This is a genomic window from Rhodobacter lacus, assembly GCF_042683065.1.
GTDB lineage: Bacteria > Pseudomonadota > Alphaproteobacteria > Rhodobacterales > Rhodobacteraceae > Rhodobacter > Rhodobacter lacus.
In genome coordinates this window covers 422,006-441,254 of the sequence record NZ_JBHUIX010000011.1, presented here as the reverse complement: position 1 = coordinate 441,254, position 19,249 = coordinate 422,006, and the positions used below count along the sequence as shown (strand labels likewise).

Below are 19,249 nucleotides of genomic sequence, written 5' to 3'. Positions count from 1 at the left end.
ACATGACCGAGATCGAAAAGCTGACTGCAGGCCACCCCGATACCCAAAGCGCCGATATCGTTGCGGACAATATCGAGGCGCTGCGGGCGCTGTTCCCAGAAGCTTTTACCGAGGGGAAGATCGATTTCGAGGTCCTGAAGCAGTGCCTTGGCGGCACGGTCGATGAACGGGAAGAGAAGTATGGCCTAAACTGGCACGGCAAGCGCCGGGCGCGGCAGATAGCGCTGACCCCGTCGACCGGAACGCTGCTGCCTTGCCCTGAGGAAAGCGTCGACTGGGACACGACCCAAAACTTGATGATCGAGGGGGACAACCTTGAGGTGCTGAAGCTCTTGCAGAAGAGCTATGCGGGAAAGGTGAAGGCGATCTACATTGATCCGCCATACAACACAGGCAAGGACTTCGTCTATCCTGATAACTTTCACGACAGCGTTCAGAATTATCTGAAGCTGACTGGCCAAATTGAAGGTGGTGCAAAAGTAACGAGCAATGCTGAGGCAAGCGGTCGTTTTCACACCGACTGGCTAAACATGATTTATCCGCGGATCAAAATTGCCCATAGTATGCTTCGTGCCGATGGTGTCATATTTGTCTCAATTGACGATAGTGAAGTTGCAAACCTGAAGACTGTTCTGAACGAAATATTTGGTGAAGAAAACTTCATCGATACTATTGCCGTCGAGATGTCGACCACATCAGGCCCCAAAACTGTTAACGCACAGCAGGGCACGATAGTTAAGAATGTGGAGTTTGTGCATATTTATCGGAAGTCTGCTGAGTTCGATAGAGTAAACAGAACCCCACTTTTGGATGGAATTGATTCCTACGATACTCACTACTCGATCTGGATGAACGATGATGGAACCCTTGCATCTCTTTCTGAGAAGATGGAAGCAGATCCAATCGTCGGGGAAGATATTGCAAGGTATGGCCTCGGGGGGCGAGGTGGTTTCAGTGTGAATAGCTTAAACAAGCTTCTTTCTGTATCAGACTCGGCCAAAGATTTCGTGGAGAGAAACTTAAAGTCTATTGCTCGTGTCGACAGGCCGCCAGTGTCTGCTGAAGGAAAGAGCACGCCAGTCGGTCGTTGGCTTGAGTTTGAAGTGGATCACCGTTCATACTTCCTGACAACGCTTGCTAATGGAACGCTACAGGCGTTGATGCCGTTGTCCCTCAACTACCGCATGTCTGATGACTATAAGCCGAGATTTGGCCGAACTGTCATTAGAGGGGACCTTTGGAAAGGTTTCCACCAAGACATGGGCAATGTGGCAAAGGAAGGTGAAATTCAATTTCCGAATGGAAAAAAACCAGTCCGCCTCATTAAGCAATTGGTCAAGTGGGCCGATAGTGCAAAGGATGGCCTGATACTGGACTTCTTCGCTGGCAGCGGCACCACTGGTCATTCTGTGATGCAGTTGAATAGCGAGGACGGAGGCCGTAGGCGTTTCATTCTAGTCCAGCTCCCTGAGGTAATTGACACTACCAATACTGATCAAAAGACAGCTGCAGATTTGTGCGACAAGTTGGGAAAGCCGCGCAGAATTTCTGAATTGACAAAGGAGCGCCTTCGTCGTGCCGGAAGAAAGATTTCTGCCGAGATGCCTAAAGGCGTCGAATTAGACACTGGCTTCCGTGTTCTTAAATTGGGAACTTCGAATATAACCGCGTGGAACCCAGATGTATCTGACCTTGAAGGCACACTACTTGCGAATGCCGAACACCTTGTCCCCGGCCGCACCGAGGCCGATATCCTGACCGAGCTTTTGCTGAAGCTGGGCCTCGATCTCTGCGTGCCGATCGACACGAAGGACATCGCGGGCAAGTCCGTGCATTCCGTGGGCGCAGGAGCGCTGATCGTCTGCCTGTCCGATGGCATCACCCGCGAAACGGTGGAAGGTCTGGCCCAAGGCATAATCGCATGGTGGCAGGCCCTCGCCCCCGCTGGTGACACGCGTGTCGTCTTCAAGGATTCCGCCTTCGCTGATGACGTCGCCAAGACCAACATGGCCGCGATCCTGAACCAGGCAGGCATCAAAGACATGCGGAGCCTGTGATGAAGCTGCATTTCGAACCCGACCTCGACTATCAGCAACAGGCGATCGAGGCCGTCTGCGACCTCTTCCGCGGGCAGGAGATCAACCGCACCGAGTTCACCGTGACCCGCGCCGCCGCCGGTGGCGGTCAAGGTGAGCTGGGGCTGGAAGAGAACGCGCTCGGTATCGGCAACCGGCTGACCCTGCTGGACGACGAGATCGTATCGAACCTGCGTGACATCCAGCTGCGCAACGGCCTGCCGCCCTCGGCCACAGTTTCCTCCGGCGATTTCACGGTGGAAATGGAGACGGGGACGGGCAAGACCTATGTCTATCTGCGCACGATCTTCGAGCTGAACAAGCGGTTCGGCTTCACCAAGTTCATGATCGTCGTGCCCTCGGTCGCGATCAAGGAAGGCGTCTACAAAACGCTGGAAATCACCGAGGCGCATTTCAAGAGCCTCTATTCCGGCCAGCCCTTCGACTATTTCCTTTATGATTCCAGCAAGCTGGGGCAGGTCCGTAACTTCGCCACCAGCCCGACGATCCAGATCATGGTGGTGACCGTTGGCGCCATCAACAAGAAGGACGTGAACAACCTCTACAAGGACAGCGAGAAGACCGGGGGCGAGGCGCCGATCGATCTGATCCGCGCGACCCGGCCGGTGCTGATCGTGGACGAGCCGCAAAGCGTGGACGGCGGCCTGGAAGGGCAGGGGAAGAAGGCGCTGGATGCGATGCACCCGCTTTGCACGCTGCGCTATTCAGCGACCCATGTGGACAAGCACAACATGGTCTACCGCCTGGACGCGGTGGATGCCTATGAGCGCAAGCTGGTGAAGCAGATCGAGGTCGCCTCGATGGAGGTGGAGGGCGGCCACAACAAGGCGTTCGTCCGCTTCCTGTCGGCCAGTAACACGCGCGGATCGATCACCGCGAAGGTGGAACTGGACGTTCAGCAGAACGGCAAGGTCAGCCGGGAAACTGTCACGGTGCAGGATGGCGACCACTTGGAGGAAACGACCGGCCGCGAGATCTATCGCGACGTCCGGATCGGCGAAATCCGGGTGGGGGCTGACGCGCTGCTGGAAGTGAAGACGCCGGGTTCCGAAGAGTTCCTGCGCCCCGGCCAGGCAATCGGGGACGTGGACCCGGAAGGCATTAAGCGCCTGATGATCCGCAAGACCATCACCGAACATCTGGAAAAGGAGAAGCGGCTGGCTCCGTTGGGGATCAAGGTGCTCAGCCTGTTCTTCATCGACGCCGTGCAGCACTACCGGTTCTATGACGACGACGGAAACCCCGTGAAGGGCAAGTATGCCCTGATGTTCGAAGAGGAATACCGGCGGGCTGCCAAGCTGCCGGACTTCAAGAGCCTGTTCGAAGGGATCGATCTGACCTCGGACGCAGAAGAGGTCCATGACGGGTATTTCTCGATCGACAAGAGCCGCCGTTGGACAGACACGGCTGAGAACAACCAGGCCAACCGAGACAACGCCGAGCGCGCCTACAACCTGATCATGAAGGAGAAGGAGAAGCTGCTGAGCTTCGATACGAAGCTGAAGTTCATCTTCTCGCATTCGGCGCTGAAGGAGGGCTGGGACAATCCGAATGTGTTCCAGATCTGCACCCTGCGCGACATCGGCACGGAGCGCGAGCGGCGGCAGACGATCGGCCGCGGTCTGCGCCTGGCCGTGAAGTCAAAGGGTGACGACAAGGGGCACCGGGTCAGGGGCTTCGAGATCAACACGCTGACGGTCATCGCCACGGAGAGCTATGAGGAGTTCGCCGAGAACCTGCAAAAGGAGATCGAGAAGGACACCGGCATCCGTTTCGGTATCGTCGAAAAGCATCAGTTCGCTTCGATCCCGATCACCAAAGAGGATGGTTCCACGGCGCGACTGGGCTTTGAAGAGTCAGCCGCGATTTTCCAGCATCTTGAGGCCAAAGGCTATGTCGACGCCAAGGGCCGGGTCCAAGACGCGCTGAAGACAGCGCTGAAGGCAGGCAAAGTTGAGTTGCCAGAAGCCTTCCAGGCGCAGCATGTGGCCATCAAGGACATTCTCCGCAAGCTGGCGGGTAAGCTGGATATCAAGAACGCTGCCGAAAGGGTGAAGGTGAACACGCGCGCCGCTGTGTTGTCCGGCGACGATTTCCGATCGCTTTGGGATCGGATCAAGCACAAGACCACCTATCGGGTTCAGTTCGACAACGAGAAGCTGATCCAAGACTGCACGAAGGCGATTTGTGAGGCGGCGCCGATAAGCAAGGCGCGCATGCGTATTCGCAAGGCCGGGCTATCAATCGGACAAAGTGGCGTCGAAGCCAAAGAACGCGACAAGAACAGCAGTTCGATCGTGACGATCGAGGAGGGCGACATTGTCTTGCCAGATGTCATTACCGACCTTCAGGATCGAACACAGCTGACCCGTCGGAGCATCGTGGAAATACTGCGCAAATCGAACCGACTGGCCGACTTCAAGCGCAATCCGCAAGCCTTCATCGAACTGGTCGGCGAAACTATAAATCGGACCAAGCGCCAGGCGCTTGTAGATGGCATCAGGTATCAGCGCATCGGTGATGAAGCGTACTATGCCCAGGAGCTTTTCGAGCAAGAGGAGCTTATGGGCTATATGAAGAACATGGTGACCGACACGACCAAGTCGGTCTACGAGCATGTGGTCTATGACTCGGGCGTGGAACGGACGTTCGCTGAGCAGCTTGAAAAGAACACCGCAGTGAAGGTGTTCGCAAAGTTGCCGGGCTGGTTCAAGGTGCCGACACCTCTAGGGTCATACAACCCGGATTGGGCGATCCTTGTGGAGGAGGAGGGTGCCGAAAGGCTTTACTTCGTGGTTGAGACCAAAGACAGCCTGTTCACCGACGATCTTCGCAGCAGCGAAGCCGCAAAGATCGACTGCGGGAAGGCGCACTTCCGGGCTCTTTCTGATGGCAATGATGGAGTGCGCTACATCAAAGCTCGGACGGTCGACAACATCTTCGAGGGGGTGAACTGACTTCATGGCCTTCTCAGCGAGTCTGCCATTGCAATCAGATAATACAAACGGGGGTGGGCAATTGACGATGGCTGCGCGCCCCCGCAACCAACGAACCCGACACCCCGCCAACTCCAAGGCGGGGTTTTGCTTTTGAAACCTCCCCCAAAGACAAAATCGCCCCCCATAGAGTTCAATCAGATGCCCGCCATGTTGGTCCGGCCGAGGGATCATCACAATCCTCTCGATCAAGCCACGCAGGATCTCCACCGCTTCCGGTAGACTCTCCGGATCCTTGAGCGCCTCGGTCAGCCTTTCGTTCGATTGGCGCAACAAGGCCGAGATCGCTGAAAACGCGCCTTTGTTTTGGTCACGCCGTCGCGCGCAAGCGAGCCAGGGCTGCGACACCGCCCGCCAAAAGCAGCAGGGCGACGCCCGCGCCGAAGGCGGGGACATGGCCGCCCGCGTCGTAGAGCAGACCGCCAAGGCTCGCACCCAGCGTGATCGAGAGCTGGATGATTGCCACCATCAGGCCCCCGCCCCTCTCCGCGTCACCGGGCAGCGTGCGCGCCAGCCAGGTCCAGTAGCCCACCGGGGCCGAAGTGGCGAAGAACCCCCAGCCGATCATCAGCGCACCGGTTCCGATCAGGCTGGAGCCGAAGGCGATCAGCCCCAGCCCCATGACGGCCAGCAGCACGGGCCAGGCGATGAGGACCGGATAAAGCGCGCGCGCCAGCGGTTTTCCGATGGCGATCGTACCGACGAACCCCGCGAGCCCGAGCATCAAAAGCATCGCCGTCAGCTGCGCCACCGCCACGCCCGTGACGGTTTCGAGGAACGGCCGCAGATAGGTGAACAGGGTGAACTGCCCCATGAAGAACATCGCCGTTGCCAGCATTCCAAGGCACACGACCGGCGATTTCAACAATCCGAAAAGCGAGCCTTTGGCGCCGGTGCGCCGGGCGGGCGCCATGCGCGGCAGGCTGACCCAGAGCCAGAACAAGGCTGCCCCGGCCACCGGGACGAGGCACATGAAGGCGATGCGCCAGCCGAAGAGCCCCCCCAGCAGGCTACCGAGTGGCGCGGCGACCACCGTTGCCAGCGCGGCGCCGCCGTTGAAGACCGCCAGCGCGCGTGGCACCGACCGCTGCGGCACCAGGCGCATGGCGATGGCCGCGGACATCGACCAGAAACCACCGATCGCCACGCCGATCAGCGCCCTGCCCATGAGAAAGACGCCGAAGGTGGGAGCCAGCGCGGCGAGGGTGCCCGAGGCCAGCATGAGCGCCACGAGGCCAAGCAAAACATGCTTGCGATCCAGGCGCCGGGTGACGGTGCTCAGGCCAAGACTCGTGATGACGGCGAACGCCCCGGAGACCGCAATCGCCTGTCCCGCCTGGCCTTCGGTGATCGACAGGTCCGCGGCGATGGGCGTCAGGATGCTGACCGGCATGAACTCTGACGCAACGAGGGCAAAGGCCCCGAGCGACAGGGCCATGACGGCGCCCCAGTTGGCGCCGGTTTCGGGGGGATCGGCGCGGGATGCGCCGGAAACATGGGACATGAGAGGCTCCGCGGGTGATGCCATTTGGCGCACCGGCAAGCGGCACGCGGCTTTTCCGCTGGATATGCGCCGCAAAATTCAGGCGGCAGGGGCAATGGCCCCATGCCGGGCATGAGCGGTTCTCATGCTCGAAAGCGCAGCCTGTCGATCAGAAGCCGCAGCGCCAGGCTGACATTCCTGCGCCCTGAGTAGCACAGGAAATACCCATCAAAGGGCGGGCACCAGTCTGCCAGCACCCGGACAAGGCGACCCGAAACGAGATCCTCCTTCAGCTCGGGGGCGGTCAGGAAACCGATGCCATGCCCGGCGCGCGCCGCCTCCCGCACGAGGTCCGGATCGTTCAGGACGAAGGGGCCGTTCAGCTTCATCACGGTTTCAACGCCGTCTCGCTCAAACTCCCAGTCGTAGGTGCCGCCATCGACCCTGTGGCGCATGAGCAGGCAGTCATGGTCGACCAGATCTTGCGGCTGTGCGGGAACGCCGCGCCGCTTCAGGTAGTCTGGGCTGGCAAAGGCCATCATCTCCAGCGGCGGCCCGACGGGCACCGCGATCATGTCTGGCCCGAGATGCTCGCCAAGACGGATCGCGCAGTCGAAGCGGTCTTCGGCAAGGTCCGACAGACGGCCGTCGGTGATGATCTCGATGCTGATCTCGGGGAAGTCCCGCACGAGCTGCGAGGCGACGGGCCAGAGGATCAGGCGCGCCGCCGGCCTGCTGGCGGTCACGCGCACCACGCCCGAGGGGCGTTCGCCAAGAGAACGCACTTCCTCGATCCGGTCGCCAAGCTGTCGGAAGCTGGGGCGCAGGCTGTCGATCAGCCGCTCACCCGCATCTGTCAGGGTCACGCTGCGCGAGTTGCGGTTCAGCAGCTTGACCCCGATGCGATCTTCGAGCCGGCGGATGGTATGACTGACCGCCGACTGGGAGATTCCGAGCCGGTGGCCGGCCCGCGTGAAATTGCCCTCGTCCGCCACAGCGAGAAAGATCGACAGATCTCCGAGCATTTCCCGATCCACGACGCCTGTCTCCCGACTGCCGATGCATGTGTCGAGTGATGATGAATCTTCGTCATGGATGCAATGGGCGATGCGCGCCTTTTGCAGCCGGTCCCGTCACCTCAGATATGATGGGACGCAACCGAAGGGAGCCCGACATGACCGAAGAGACACATCTAGAGAACCCCGACCGCCGCAACCTGATGATCAACGCAAGCATCGGCGCAGCGGCCCTGACCGCCGCGATGTCGGCGCAACCTGTGTTGGCCGCCGCGACGAGCCAGTGGGACAAGACCTTCGCCAAGAGCGACCGGGTCGACCACGGCAAGGTGAGCTTCACCAACCGCTACGGCATCACGCTGGTGGGCGATCTCTACATGCCGAAGGACCGCGGCGCCGGCACGCTGCCCGCTCTCGCGGTCGCAGGCCCCTTCGGCGCGGTCAAGGAGCAGGCCTCGGGTCTTTACGCCCAGATCATGGCCGAACGCGGCTTTGTCGCTCTGGCCTTTGACGGCAGCTACACCGGCGAAAGCGGCGGTATGCCGCGCTACGTCGCCTCGCCCGACATCAACAGCGAGGATGTCATGGCCGCCGTCGATTTCCTCGGCCTGCACAATGCCGTCGACCGCGACCGGATCGGGGTTATCGGGGTCTGCGGGTGGGGCGGCCTTGCCCTGAACGCCGTCGCGGCGGACAAGCGGGTGAAGGCCGTGGCCGTCACCAGCATGTACGACATGTCCCGCGTGAACGCCCGTGGCTATTACGATGCGATGACCGAAGAGCAGCGTCTTGCGCTGCTGACCCGCCTCAGCCTGCAACGGTGGGAAGATGCCGCTTCGAACGAGGCTCCCGCCCTGGCAGGCGGGCTCCCGGACACGCTCGATGGCATCGATGACCCGGTCATCTCCATGTACTGGCAGTACTACAAGACGAGCCGCGGCTATCATCCCCGGTCACTGAACTCGAACGGCGGCTGGAACATCACCTCTGCCATCTCGTTCATGAACATGCCGCAGCTGACCTACATCCACGAGATTTCGCCCCGGCCGACGCTGATCATCGCGGGCTCCGAGGCGCACTCGCGCTACTTCAGCGAGGATGCCTACGCGGCGGCGGCCGAACCGAAGGAACTGGTGATCATCGAGGGCGCAGATCACGTCGATCTCTACGACCGGGTGGACATCATTCCCTTCGACCGGCTGGAAGCGTTCTTCACCGACCACCTGGCCTGACGCCTGGCAACGCACGGGTGCGCCAATCCCTGATTGGCGCACCTGGAGGGACCTAATCTGCGCGAGGGGGGCGCTCTGCACATGCCGCGAACGGCGAAAAGTCCTGCTCCGCCGATCTTCGCTTGAATGGCGTTGATGACATGCTTTCGGCCGAGATGATCATTCCCAGCTTTTGACCCAGCTCGGGCTGATCATGCGTCCATCGGGGGCGTTCATCTCGTCGATCGCCCCCATCTCTTCCGCCGAGAGCGCAAAATCAGTGACGGCGATGTTCTCGCACACGCGCTCGGGTTTGCTTGATCGCGGAATTGCGATGTTGCCGCGCTGCAAGTGCCAGCGCAGCATCACCTGTGCCGAGGTCTTGCCATGCGTTGCCGCGATCCCGCTCAGAACCGGATGTTCGGTGAGCTTGCCGCTGCCAATCGGCGAGTAGGCCACAAAGGCGATGTCGTTATCGTCACAGAAGTTTTTCAGCGGTTTCTGGTTCAGGCGCGGATGGCATTCACACTGGTTGGCAACAATCGGTTCGCTGGTGAGAGCCAGCGCCTGTTTCAGCAGAGAGATCGGGAAGTTGGACACCCCGATATGTTTGGCCAGACCGTCGCGCTTGGCGGCGCAAAGCGCCTTCATCGTTTCCGCGAGCGGGATCTCCGGGTTCGGCCAGTGGAGCAGCAGCAGATCCACAGCGCCAAGGCCAAGCCGCTCAACGCTGGCTTCCGCAGCTTTGCGCAGCGCATCGCGACCAAGCTCCGTATACCAGACCTTGGTGGTCAGGAAGTAGCTGTCGCGCGCGAGTCCGGTAGCGCGCAGCGCATGGCCGACATCGGTCTCGTTGTCATAATAGGCGGCAGTATCGAAATGGCGGTATCCGGCTGCAACGGCAGTGGCAACAGCGCCATCCACCACTTCGCCATGCAGATGCCACGTTCCCAGACCGATCTGGGGAATGGCCGCGCCACCGGCGGTGATGACGGGAACGGATTGGTTCGAAGACATGGTCGGTCTTTTCCTTGGGGGTCCGAGAGTGGGACCGGCCGCGAGCGTTGGCTGCCCGCGGCCGATCATGTGAAAAGAGAGAGCGTTTACTGGGCGTTGCGCGACCAGTGCGCGACATCCCACAGCTCGCTGTCCCAGCTGTTCATCCGCACGCCATCAAGTGTCGCGGCGGCAGCAGAAACATTGCCGCGATGCACCAGCGGGATCACGGCATAAGACTGCACCAGCATGTCGTTCATCTGACGGGCGATCTCGGCGCGGGCCTCGATGCCGTCGGTGGCATGCAGGCGCGCGGCGAGCGCGTCATACTCGGGCGCGCAGAAGCGCGGCATGTTGCTGCCCTGCCATTGCGTTTGCGGCGAGGGGATCGCAGCACAGGTCCATTTGCCCAGGAACGCTTCCTGATCGAGCCCCTTGGAGTTGTCGGTGTACATCTCGACATCGGCGTAGAACTTTTGTCGCGTGTCGGGGTTCCCGGCGTCGCCACCAAAGAACACCGAGCCACTGACATTCCGCAGATCGACCTGAATGCCGATGTCTTTCCAGGCTTGTTTCAGCAGCGCCTGCTCATCTTGACGGACGCCGCTCGTCGAGGTCAGGAACTCGATCTGCAGCGGTTGGCCATCCTTGTCGCGGATGCCGTCGCCATCGGAGTCGCTCCAGCCCGCTTCCTCAAGCAGCGCCTTGGCCTTTTCGACATCCGGCGTCAGGCAGCCATCATTCGCGCTGGACACATATTGCGCAGGCGCCGGCACGACGTTGCAGGTCGGCTTGCCCTGAGCGCCATAAAGAACCTCGGCGATCAGCTCGCGATCAACGGCAAGCGACATCGCCTCGCGCACCCGGATATCGTCAAGCTTGCTGTTCGGCCCGCCCGCGATGGTGGAGCGCTTGTCGCCAAGCGCGGGGTTGGGATCGGTCAGGTTGAGGAACAGGTATTCCACCATCGAACCGAAGGCAACGACGGGACGACCGCGGCCCTCGGAGGCGAGTTGCTCAAACACATCGGGCGCGAGTTGCAGGTTCCAAGCGTAATCGGCCTCGCCGGTCTCAAACACGGCACGCGCCGCCGCCATCGCATCGCCGCCGCCCTTGATCGACACATCGGAAAAATGTGGCAGATCGGCTTCGCGGAAGGCGGGGTTCATCGTGAAGACCGCCACGTCATTGGGGTGGAAGGTCTTGACCACATAGGGGCCGGTGCCGATTGGCGCGAAGTTTTGCGCGCTGCAGGCGGCCATGCCCGGGCCCATGCAATCGGCGAATTGTTTTTCTTGCAGGATCGGCACGGTCGAGCTGACAAACGGCAGGTAGGGGTAAGGTGTGGGCTCGGCGAAGGTGATCTGCACCGTGGTGTCATCGGCGGCCACGACATCGGCAACGCCATCAAAGACGTTGGCCGCAGCGCAGCCTGCGCCTTCTGCCGTGCAGTATTTCCATGTAAAGACAACATCCTGGGCGGTGACCGGGGTGCCATCAGACCAGCGCACGCCGTCGCGCAGTTTCCACGTGATCGAGGTGAGATCCGCAGAGATCCCGCCGTTTTCACGGGTCGGAATCTCGGCCGCCAGCATCGGCACCAAATTACCTTCCGGGTCAAAACGCGCCAGCGGCTCGAGGATCAGCGCCGAGGCATCCACATCCTTACCCATGCCTGAAAGATAAGGGTTCAGCGTCGAAGCCGCCTGCCAGTAAAGGATTTTCAGCGCGCCGTCGGCACCGCGTTCCGCCTGTGCGGCAAACGGAAGCGCGCACAGGGCGGCTCCGGCAAGGAATGCGGCTGTTTTCTTCATGGATCGTCTCTCCTGTTGCTATCCCCGGGGCGTTTTTTCTGTCGTGGGGAGGGGATTGATTTTTGTAACATACTGTGCAAAGAGACTCCAAAGTGTCAATATGTAATAAAGAATACAGATCATGTCGCCCCAACATCTGCTCGACAAAATCCGGACCGAGGCGCGTTCGACGGCAGAGCGAAAGGTGGCTTCGGTGCTGCTCGAAGGCTATCCGACGCGCGCACTCACAACGGTTGATGCCCTGGCCAAACAGGCCTCGGTCAGCGCGCCGACGGTGCTGCGTTTCCTCTCAAAAATCGGCTTTGCGCGCTTTGCGGATTTTCAGGCTGCGGTGATCATTGATGTCGAGCGCCAGCTCGGCTCGCCGCTGACAAACCTGCAAAACGGCTCGCCCGCCGACACCCCTGATCACATCTATCAAAAGACGCTGATGCTTCAGGCCGAGTCCCTGCGCACCGCTGCGGCACAGGCGATGCCCGCGGAATTTGACGTTGTCGCCAATTATCTGGCCAACCCGAAGCTCTCGGTCAAAACCGTGGGGGGGCGCTATAGTCAGAACCTAGCTCAGCGTCTGGCGGCGCTGCTCAAACAAGTCCGCCCCGGGGTGACTTTCCAGCCCTATCAGGCGGGCTTTTTCTTCGACTCGCTTGTTGATGCCGGTTCGCAAGACATTTTCGTGATGTTCGACTATCGTCGCTATCAGCCCGATCTGCTGCACTTCGCCCGCGGGGTCCGCGCGGCAGGGGCAAAAATCTGCCTGCTCACAGATACATGGCGCTCTCCCATCGCAGAGTATGCCGAGGCGATCCTGACCGCGCCAGACAGTTCAACCTCGCCATTTGGCTCAAGCGTGGTGGCGATGGCGCAGGTGGAAGCGTTGATCGCTGCCGTGGTCTTGCGCCGCCGCGAGGACAGCCGCGACCGGCTCGCGCGGATCGAGGAATTGCGCCAACTCGGCCAGCCAGGCGCCAAGAATACCCAGAAGAACGAAGGATAAAATGCAAGTACATGCCAACCCGCCGATTGTGCTCAATCCGGCGGGGCAGTTGCCGGGGCTGATCGTTGTCGATCATGCGGGGATCACGGTGCCGGAACACCTGCACGATCTGGGGCTGAGCCCGTCCTGGCGCAACACACATTATTTCTGCGATCTCGGTGTGGCGGCGCTTGCGCATTCGCTGGCGGGCAAGATCGACGTGCCTGTCGTGCTGTGTGATGTCAGCCGCCTCGTGATCGACGTCAACCGCTGGCTTGATGATCCGGATTCTATCCCGCGCGATCTGGAAGGCACACCGATTCCGGCCAATGCCGCAATGGTGGATCAAGACCGCCTTGCCCGTCAGGAAGCAGTGTTCTGGCCCTATCATTGCCGCGTTGGTGAAATCTGGGCGCAACAGACCATGCGTCATGCGCGCCCGTTCTTCTTTGCGCTGCACAGTTGCACGCGGGTATTTCGCGGGCAGCGCCGCCCGTGGGACGGCGGCACGATCTGGAATGATGATCAGGTGCTTTCCCGGCATCTGCTGCACAGCCTTGGTCGCGAGCCGGGCCTGACTTTGGGCGACAACAAACCCTATACCGGGCGCGAGGGTCTATATACCGTTGACCGCCACACCTTTGGCTCGGGGCTCCCGGCCTGTGGCTTCGAGGTGGCCAACGACATGCTTGAGACCGCTGGCGGGATTGAGGTTTGGGCCGATCGGCTCGCCTCTGCGCTGATCACCGTGAGTGAGGAGGAAATGGCATGACAACCGTTCGCAGAACAGAGCCCCCCTATGAACGCACTGCCGTTGCGGCGCCGCCGACCGAGGCACTGTCGGGCGCGGTGCAGGTCGATTTTGCGCTGGTGGGTGCGGGCTATGGCGGGCTGCTGACGGCGATCGAACTGGCGCAAAAAGGCGCGAATGTCGCGGTGGTTGAGGCGCATGAGGTCGGCTGCGGCGGCTCCGGGCGCAATCACGGCCAGTGCATCCCGATTTACGGCTATGTCGAGGCGCCGTGGGTTCCCTCCAAGGGCAGGGATCTGTTGGTCAACTCAAGCGCACAGGTGTTTGAGATGGTGCGCCGCTACAAGATGAATTGCGAGGCGGTGCAAAATGGCCTTGTCACGGCCGCCTATAACGCGCGCACGCTGGCAACGACCAAGGCCGCGCAGGCGCGTTATGCCCGCTACGGCAAGAGCGATGCGTATTACTCTGCGGCAGAGCTGGCAGAGCTGACCGGTATTGCAAGCGGCTTTTTGGGCGGTTGGGTGCATAAAGACGGCGGCCATCTGAACCCGCTCGGGTATACGCGAGAGCTTGCGCGGGTCGCAATCTCGCTTGGGGTGCGGGTGTTCACGCAAAGCCCGGTCACGAGCCTTGCACGCAAAAATGGCGCTTGGGATCTCAAAACCCCCGGAGGCGAGATCCGCGCCAGGCGCGTTGGCCTCACCACGGATGCCTACTCCGAACAGGGCGTGCCGGGGCGGGTGCGGCGCGGCTTCTTTCCGCTCGAATGCTACGGCCTTGCCAGCCGTCCGCTGACTGAAGCCGAGCGGCGCGCGGTGATGCCGGGCGGGATGAACTTTGGCGACACGCACCGCGACCCGATGTTTTTCCGCATCGATTGCTCGGGGCGGCTGATCACCGGCGGGCTGGTCGAGCCCAAACGCGGGCGCGACTTTGCGTATACCTCCGCCTTCATGACGCGCCGGCTTGCCCAGCTTTGGCCCGAACTCGCGGGGCTCAGCTGGGAGCATATGTGGAGCGGCACAATCAGCATGGCGCTTGATCAAACGCCGACGATCCGCGACCTCGGCGAGGGCCTTTGGGCGCTTTCTGGCTGGTCTGGCCGGGGGGTGCCGACCTCGGCGGCGCTTTCCGTTGCCTTTGCGCGCACGCTGGAGGATGCGGCGACCGGGCTCGATTATTGGCCCCATCGCCATCCCCCCAAGGTTTTCGGGGGGGCCATTCTGGGACAGATCGTGCAGCTTTGTCGTGGCCCCTTCAATCAGACGCGGGACCGTTTCGGCCTCTGATATGATTACATGAACAAAAGGCCCCCGCGGGAAACCGTGGGGGCCTTTTGTTTTCTGCCTGTGTGTGGGGGGAGGGGACGCTCAGCGCCCCCGCAGCCGCGGGTCCATCGCGTCGCGCAACCCGTCACCGACATAGTTCACCGAGAGCACCGTCAGCGAGATCGCCACGCCGGGCAAGATGACCCGGATCGGGTAAAGCTGAATCTGGTCAATGGCGTCGAACAACAGCCGGCCCCATGTCGGAAAATCGGGCGGGAAGCCGAGGCCGAGAAAGGAGAGCGAGCTTTCGGTGATGATCGCGCTCGCGATGCCAAGCGTGGCCGAAACCAGAACCGGCGAGAGCACGTTGGGGAGCACATGGCGCAAGATCATCTTGCCATCGCGGGTGCCGCTTGAGCGCGCCGCAAGAATGAACTCCCTTTCCTTCAACGTCAGCACCTCGCCGCGCACGAGCCGCGCAGTATGCATCCAGCTGGTAAGCCCGATCGCGAGCACGATCAGCAGAAAGATCCCGGTTTCCGGGCCAAGGCTGCGCGCAAGCGTTTCGCGAAACAGCATCGACATCACGAGCAGCAACGGCAGCAGCGGCAGCGCGAGGAACATATCCGTCAGCCGCATCAGCGGTCCGTCCAGGCGGCGGAAATAGCCCGCGCAGACGCCGATCAGCGTGCCGAGCGACAGCGAGAGCAGCATCGCCGTCACCCCCACCGTCAGCGAGACCCGGCCCCCGGCGATCAGCCGGGCAAACAGGTCGCGGCCAAGCTGGTCGGTGCCGAAGGGATGGGCAAGCGAAGGCCCCTTGTTGCGCGCCCGCATTGCGATCTCGGTCGGGTCGATGTGCCATAGCAACGGCCCCAGCACCACGGTGATCACGATCAGCCCCAGCACCACCATGCCGGACATTGCCCCCTTGTGGTGGCGGAACTGGATCCAGACATCGTGCCATTTGCCGGTGCGTGGCGCGGCGGGTTGTGTGAGAGAGGTGTCACTCATAGCGGATCCTCGGGTCGAGGAGGCCGTAAAGAACGTCTGCGATCAGGTTGAACAGCACGATCAGCACGGCAAAGATGAACGTCAGGGTCTGGACCATTGGTATGTCGTTGGCTTGGATCGAAGAGATCAGCAACTCGCCGATCCCATTCACCTTGAACACTTGCTCGGTGATGATGGCGCCGCCAAAGATCTGCGGCACGCCCAGCGCGATCACGGTGATGACGGAAATCATCGAGTTGCGCAGCACATGCACCAACACCACAACACGCTCGCTCAGCCCTTTTGCGCGCGCGGTGCGCACATAATCCTGGCGCAGGTTGTCGAGCATCGAGGCGCGCATGAAGCGGCTGATCTGGCTGGCGTTGTAAAGCGCCATCACGGCAACGGGCAGCACCATCTGGCGGATCTGCGCGAGCAGGCTCGCCCCGTCCGTCACCTCCAGTTGGGTGTCGTAAAAGGACGGGAACCAATGCAGATGAACCGAGAATACCACGATCAGCACGACGCCGGCAAAGAAGGTCGGCACCGAAAAACCAATCATGGAGACAAAGGTGCCGATCTGGTCAAACAGGCTGTATTGGCGATAGGCCGAGATGATGCCGATCGGCAGCGCGATCAGCACCCCGACAAGATAGGCAAGGCCGACAACCCAGAGCGTTTGCGGCAGGCGCTGTGCGATCACCTCGGCCACCGGGGCGTGCGACTGCCATGACAGGATGCGCTGGCCGCCCTCAACCATCTGCGTGTCGAACAGCGTGTCGAGCACGTGCAGCGGTTCGACCCAGAAGAACTGCTTGAGCCACATGAGGTAGCGCATCCAGAGTGGGTCTCCGAGACCGAGCGCCTCGCGCATCTGCGCCTTGACGTCTTCGGGGATCGTCAGCGGCAATTGCGCCATCGGGTCGCCCGGCGCGAGCCCCAGCAGCATGAAGATGACCAGGCTGATCAGCAGCAGGGTCGGGATTGCGATGAGCAATCGTCTGATCGTGTAGTGAAGCATTTCTTCTCCGAAGGCGCCTCGATCGGACCGGTTGCAAAGCGCCGCAAGGCAGAGCCTGACGGCGCGGTTTCCCGGGGTCGCATCGGGGGCGCGTTCTGATTTCCCTGTCGTCTTATTATGTAATTTATCTTGCAAGTTCGCATCACGGAAGTCAAGATGTAACAAAACATACTAAACGCGTCCGGGCGGGAAATATGGGGCAACCGACTTTTGGCCGCCCCGTTCGGCCGGGACAGGGAGCCCAGATGTTCGACCAACCAGAGCCCTCAATGCCCGAGCAGCCGCTGATCTCGATCCGCCACCTCCAGATCGGCTTTCCGACTCATGCCGGGGAAATCCTTGGCGTGAAGGATGTCAGCTTTGACATCGCGCCGGGGGAATGCGTCTGCGTGGTCGGGGAATCCGGCTCCGGGAAATCCGTCTCCTCGCTGTCGTTGATGCGACTTGTGGAATTTGGCGGCGGGCGGATCCTTGGCGGCAACATGCTGTTTCGGCGTGCCAATGGCGAAATCAGCGATCTCGCCACGATTGACATGAAGAGCATGCGCAAGATCCGCGGCAACGAGATCGGTATGATCTTTCAGGAACCGATGACCGCGTTGAACCCGGTGTTCACGATCGGGCGTCAGTTGGTGGAGGCGATCCGCACGCATACCGATCTTTCGTCCGCGGCCGCCTCTGCGCGCGCGCTCGATTTGCTGCGCCAGATGCAACTCAGCGAGCCAGAGCGGCGAATGAAACAGTATCCGCATGAGCTTTCGGGCGGGATGCGCCAGCGTGTGGTGATTGCGATGGCGATGGCCTGCGAGCCGCGGCTCTTGATCTGCGACGAGCCGACGACGGCGCTTGATGTCACGATTCAGGCCGAGATTCTGGCGCTGATCGACCGCCTTAAACGCGAACATGGCACTGCGGTGATGTTTATCACGCATGACATGTCGGTGGTGGCGCAGATCGCCGACCGCGTGGTGGTGATGTATCGCGGCGAAAAGGTCGATGAGGGCCCGGTACAACAGATCTTCGCGGCGCCCCGGCACCCCTATACCAAAGCACTGCTCGCGGCGGTGCCGCGACTTGGCGAGATGCGCGGAAAGACCGCCCCCGAGCCGATGCCGGGGATCGAATATGGCGCCACCGAGGGCGCCACCGAGACACCGGTTCCCGCCCGTGCGCGCGACCAAGCGCCGGCGGTCGCACGCAAGGTGCTGCTTGATGTGAAGCACCTCACCACCCGCTTCCCGATGAAGAAGGGACTGACCCGCAAGACGGTGGCGAATGTTCATGCGGTTGAGGATGTGAGCTTTACCCTCAATGCCGGAGAGACGCTCAGCATCGTTGGCGAATCCGGCTGCGGCAAATCCACCTGCGGACGCTCGATTCTGCGGTTGGTCGAGCCGACGTCGGGGCAGGTCTGGCTGGGGGGGCGCGATGTGCTGATGCAGACCACGCCGGAACTGCATGAGATGCGGCGCAGCATGCAGATGATCTTTCAGGACCCCTATGCGAGCCTCAATCCGCAGCTCAAGCTGTTTGATCAGGTGGCCGAACCGCTGCGCAATTACGGCGTGCTTTCGGGGGCGGCGCTGCAGGCACGGGTCGAGGCGTTGTTCGAGCGCGCGCGCCTGCCCGCAGCCTTTGCTGGGCGTTATCCGCATGAGCTTTCTGGCGGCCAGCGCCAGCGGGTGGCAATCGCGCGGGCCCTGGCGCTCGACCCCAAGCTGATCATTGCCGATGAAGCGGTCTCGGCGCTTGACGTGTCGGTGCAGGCGCAGGTGTTGAACTTGCTGATGGAGTTACAGGAAGATCTCGGGATCGCCTTCCTGTTCATCAGCCATGACATGTCGGTCGTGGAGCGGATTAGCCACCGCGTTGCGGTGATGTATCTCGGCCGTATCGTCGAAATTGGCACGCGCGCCGAGATCTTCGAGAACCCGAGCCATCCCTACACCAAAGCGCTACTCGGGGCGGTGCCGATTGCAGACCCCGCACGGCGCTCGATTGGGGAGGCGCGTCACTATCTCCCGTTGCGCACGCCGATCCATCCGGTCGGGGCAGATGTGCCGATGTCGTCTTATGACGAGATCTCGCCGGGGCATCTGGTGTTGCGCAGCTAGGCGCGTGCCCGCCTTTGGCGCACCATGAGTTTGCCCAAGGCGGCGCAAACTTCTCTCCCGCGTAACCGCCCCCGGCGCGCGGTTTGAACGTGCGCTTGACGCGAGCGTTCTGCGCCGGTGCCCCGACCGCCCGTCAGTGGTGACGATCCCAGGATTCCGGGGCCATCTCCGTTGCCCGAGGCTGGCGCATTCTCCGCGCGGGATTATGCACAACAGCGTTGCTGCGAACTTCGGCCATAGTCCGGGCGCCTTCTTCCCAGCCCGCGCCCGGCATCCGCCGCCCTCTCCAGCCGGTTCCGCGCTGCCGCATATGCTTCGCAAAAGACTTTTACCGCCGCGTCGTCCAGCAAACGATACTTGCGCGCGTGCAAAGCCCCGCCGCGCGGCCGGATCACATACGAGAGAGCATGGCTGCACTGCGCGCATCCGCTCTTGCCGGCGCCGTGTCTCCCTCTATTTATGAGCACGAATATAATTAGTGCGCTACACAAATAGCGCGAAGACGGTACCG

At 61.3% G+C, this 19,249-nt stretch carries 13 protein-coding genes; 7 read left to right on the top strand and 6 right to left on the bottom strand.

Going from position 1 to position 19,249, the window contains the following annotated elements; all coding sequences use genetic code 11:
* Positions 1-2 precede the first annotated feature (2 nt).
* Both ACFSM0_RS11650 and ACFSM0_RS11645 read left to right on the top strand, forming a co-directional pair.
* A complete protein-coding gene (locus ACFSM0_RS11650; protein ID WP_377390505.1) occupies positions 3-2,057 on the top strand; it encodes a site-specific DNA-methyltransferase in 2,055 nt (684 codons plus the stop codon).
* The gene (locus tag ACFSM0_RS11645; protein ID WP_377390503.1) at positions 2,057-5,053 is read left to right on the top strand and encodes a type III restriction-modification system endonuclease; all 2,997 of its coding nucleotides are present in this window, start codon (positions 2,057-2,059) and stop codon (positions 5,051-5,053) included. The genes ACFSM0_RS11650 and ACFSM0_RS11645 overlap by 1 nt, the downstream gene beginning before the upstream one ends.
* 349 nt (positions 5,054-5,402) lie before the next feature.
* On the opposite strand, the gene ACFSM0_RS11640 is transcribed toward ACFSM0_RS11645, so the two are convergent.
* Both ACFSM0_RS11640 and ACFSM0_RS11635 read right to left on the bottom strand, forming a co-directional pair.
* Complete coding sequence (locus ACFSM0_RS11640; protein WP_377390501.1) at positions 5,403-6,596, bottom strand: MFS transporter; 1,194 nt, start codon at positions 6,594-6,596, stop codon at positions 5,403-5,405.
* A gap of 122 nt (positions 6,597-6,718) precedes the next feature.
* Positions 6,719-7,600 carry a LysR family transcriptional regulator gene (locus ACFSM0_RS11635; protein ID WP_377390499.1) on the bottom strand — a complete coding sequence of 294 codons (882 nt, stop codon included), beginning with the start codon at positions 7,598-7,600 and terminating at the stop codon, positions 6,719-6,721.
* Between the two features lie 149 nt (positions 7,601-7,749).
* Here ACFSM0_RS11635 and ACFSM0_RS11630 point away from each other — a divergent pair, with 149 nt between their 5' ends.
* Positions 7,750-8,823: an alpha/beta hydrolase gene (locus ACFSM0_RS11630; RefSeq protein ID WP_377390497.1), complete on the top strand. Its 1,074-nt coding sequence runs from the start codon at positions 7,750-7,752 to the stop codon at positions 8,821-8,823.
* A 159-nt stretch (positions 8,824-8,982) separates the two neighbouring features.
* Here ACFSM0_RS11630 and ACFSM0_RS11625 read toward each other — a convergent pair whose 3' ends face one another.
* Positions 8,983-9,819, bottom strand: coding sequence for an aldo/keto reductase (locus tag ACFSM0_RS11625; RefSeq protein WP_377390495.1), 837 nt, complete (start codon positions 9,817-9,819; stop codon positions 8,983-8,985).
* 86 nt (positions 9,820-9,905) lie between these two features.
* Complete coding sequence (locus tag ACFSM0_RS11620) at positions 9,906-11,612, bottom strand: peptide ABC transporter substrate-binding protein (protein WP_377390493.1); 1,707 nt, start codon at positions 11,610-11,612, stop codon at positions 9,906-9,908.
* Positions 11,613-11,733: 121 nt separating this feature from the next.
* Here ACFSM0_RS11620 and ACFSM0_RS11615 point away from each other — a divergent pair, with 121 nt between their 5' ends.
* The 3 genes from ACFSM0_RS11615 to ACFSM0_RS11605 are packed head-to-tail and all read left to right on the top strand — an operon-like array spanning position 11,734 to position 14,631.
* A complete protein-coding gene (locus tag ACFSM0_RS11615; RefSeq protein WP_377390491.1) occupies positions 11,734-12,609 on the top strand; it encodes a MurR/RpiR family transcriptional regulator in 876 nt (291 codons plus the stop codon).
* A gap of 1 nt (position 12,610) precedes the next feature.
* The gene (locus ACFSM0_RS11610; RefSeq protein WP_377390489.1) at positions 12,611-13,360 is read left to right on the top strand and encodes an N-formylglutamate amidohydrolase; all 750 of its coding nucleotides are present in this window, start codon (positions 12,611-12,613) and stop codon (positions 13,358-13,360) included.
* Entirely contained in the window at positions 13,357-14,631 is a 1,275-nt protein-coding gene (locus tag ACFSM0_RS11605) for an NAD(P)/FAD-dependent oxidoreductase (protein WP_377390487.1), read from the top strand. Before ACFSM0_RS11610 ends, ACFSM0_RS11605 begins: the two co-directional genes overlap by 4 nt.
* 81 nt (positions 14,632-14,712) lie before the next feature.
* Here ACFSM0_RS11605 and ACFSM0_RS11600 read toward each other — a convergent pair whose 3' ends face one another.
* Both ACFSM0_RS11600 and ACFSM0_RS11595 read right to left on the bottom strand, forming a co-directional pair.
* Entirely contained in the window at positions 14,713-15,624 is a 912-nt protein-coding gene (locus ACFSM0_RS11600; RefSeq protein ID WP_377390485.1) for an ABC transporter permease, read from the bottom strand.
* Positions 15,617-16,624 carry an ABC transporter permease gene (locus ACFSM0_RS11595; protein WP_377390483.1) on the bottom strand — a complete coding sequence of 336 codons (1,008 nt, stop codon included), beginning with the start codon at positions 16,622-16,624 and terminating at the stop codon, positions 15,617-15,619. Before ACFSM0_RS11595 ends, ACFSM0_RS11600 begins: the two co-directional genes overlap by 8 nt.
* Before the next feature lie 269 nt (positions 16,625-16,893).
* Here ACFSM0_RS11595 and ACFSM0_RS11590 point away from each other — a divergent pair, with 269 nt between their 5' ends.
* Positions 16,894-18,738, top strand: coding sequence for an ABC transporter ATP-binding protein (locus tag ACFSM0_RS11590; RefSeq protein WP_377390586.1), 1,845 nt, complete (start codon positions 16,894-16,896; stop codon positions 18,736-18,738).
* Positions 18,739-19,249 lie beyond the last annotated feature (511 nt).

Coding starts and splice junctions, on each gene's coding strand:
- ACFSM0_RS11630 (WP_377390497.1), top strand. CDS start 7,750: ATGACCGAAGAGACACATCTAGAGAACCCCGACCGCCGCAACCTGATG.
- ACFSM0_RS11615 (WP_377390491.1), top strand. CDS start 11,734: ATGTCGCCCCAACATCTGCTCGACAAAATCCGGACCGAGGCGCGTTCG.
- ACFSM0_RS11620 (WP_377390493.1), bottom strand. CDS start 11,612: ATGAAGAAAACAGCCGCATTCCTTGCCGGAGCCGCCCTGTGCGCGCTT.
- ACFSM0_RS11590 (WP_377390586.1), top strand. CDS start 16,894: ATGCCCGAGCAGCCGCTGATCTCGATCCGCCACCTCCAGATCGGCTTT.
- ACFSM0_RS11600 (WP_377390485.1), bottom strand. CDS start 15,624: ATGAGTGACACCTCTCTCACACAACCCGCCGCGCCACGCACCGGCAAA.
- ACFSM0_RS11625 (WP_377390495.1), bottom strand. CDS start 9,819: ATGTCTTCGAACCAATCCGTTCCCGTCATCACCGCCGGTGGCGCGGCC.
- ACFSM0_RS11605 (WP_377390487.1), top strand. CDS start 13,357: ATGACAACCGTTCGCAGAACAGAGCCCCCCTATGAACGCACTGCCGTT.
- ACFSM0_RS11645 (WP_377390503.1), top strand. CDS start 2,057: ATGAAGCTGCATTTCGAACCCGACCTCGACTATCAGCAACAGGCGATC.
- ACFSM0_RS11635 (WP_377390499.1), bottom strand. CDS start 7,600: ATGCTCGGAGATCTGTCGATCTTTCTCGCTGTGGCGGACGAGGGCAAT.
- ACFSM0_RS11610 (WP_377390489.1), top strand. CDS start 12,611: ATGCAAGTACATGCCAACCCGCCGATTGTGCTCAATCCGGCGGGGCAG.
- ACFSM0_RS11595 (WP_377390483.1), bottom strand. CDS start 16,624: ATGCTTCACTACACGATCAGACGATTGCTCATCGCAATCCCGACCCTG.
- ACFSM0_RS11650 (WP_377390505.1), top strand. CDS start 3: ATGACCGAGATCGAAAAGCTGACTGCAGGCCACCCCGATACCCAAAGC.
- ACFSM0_RS11640 (WP_377390501.1), bottom strand. CDS start 6,596: ATGTCCCATGTTTCCGGCGCATCCCGCGCCGATCCCCCCGAAACCGGC.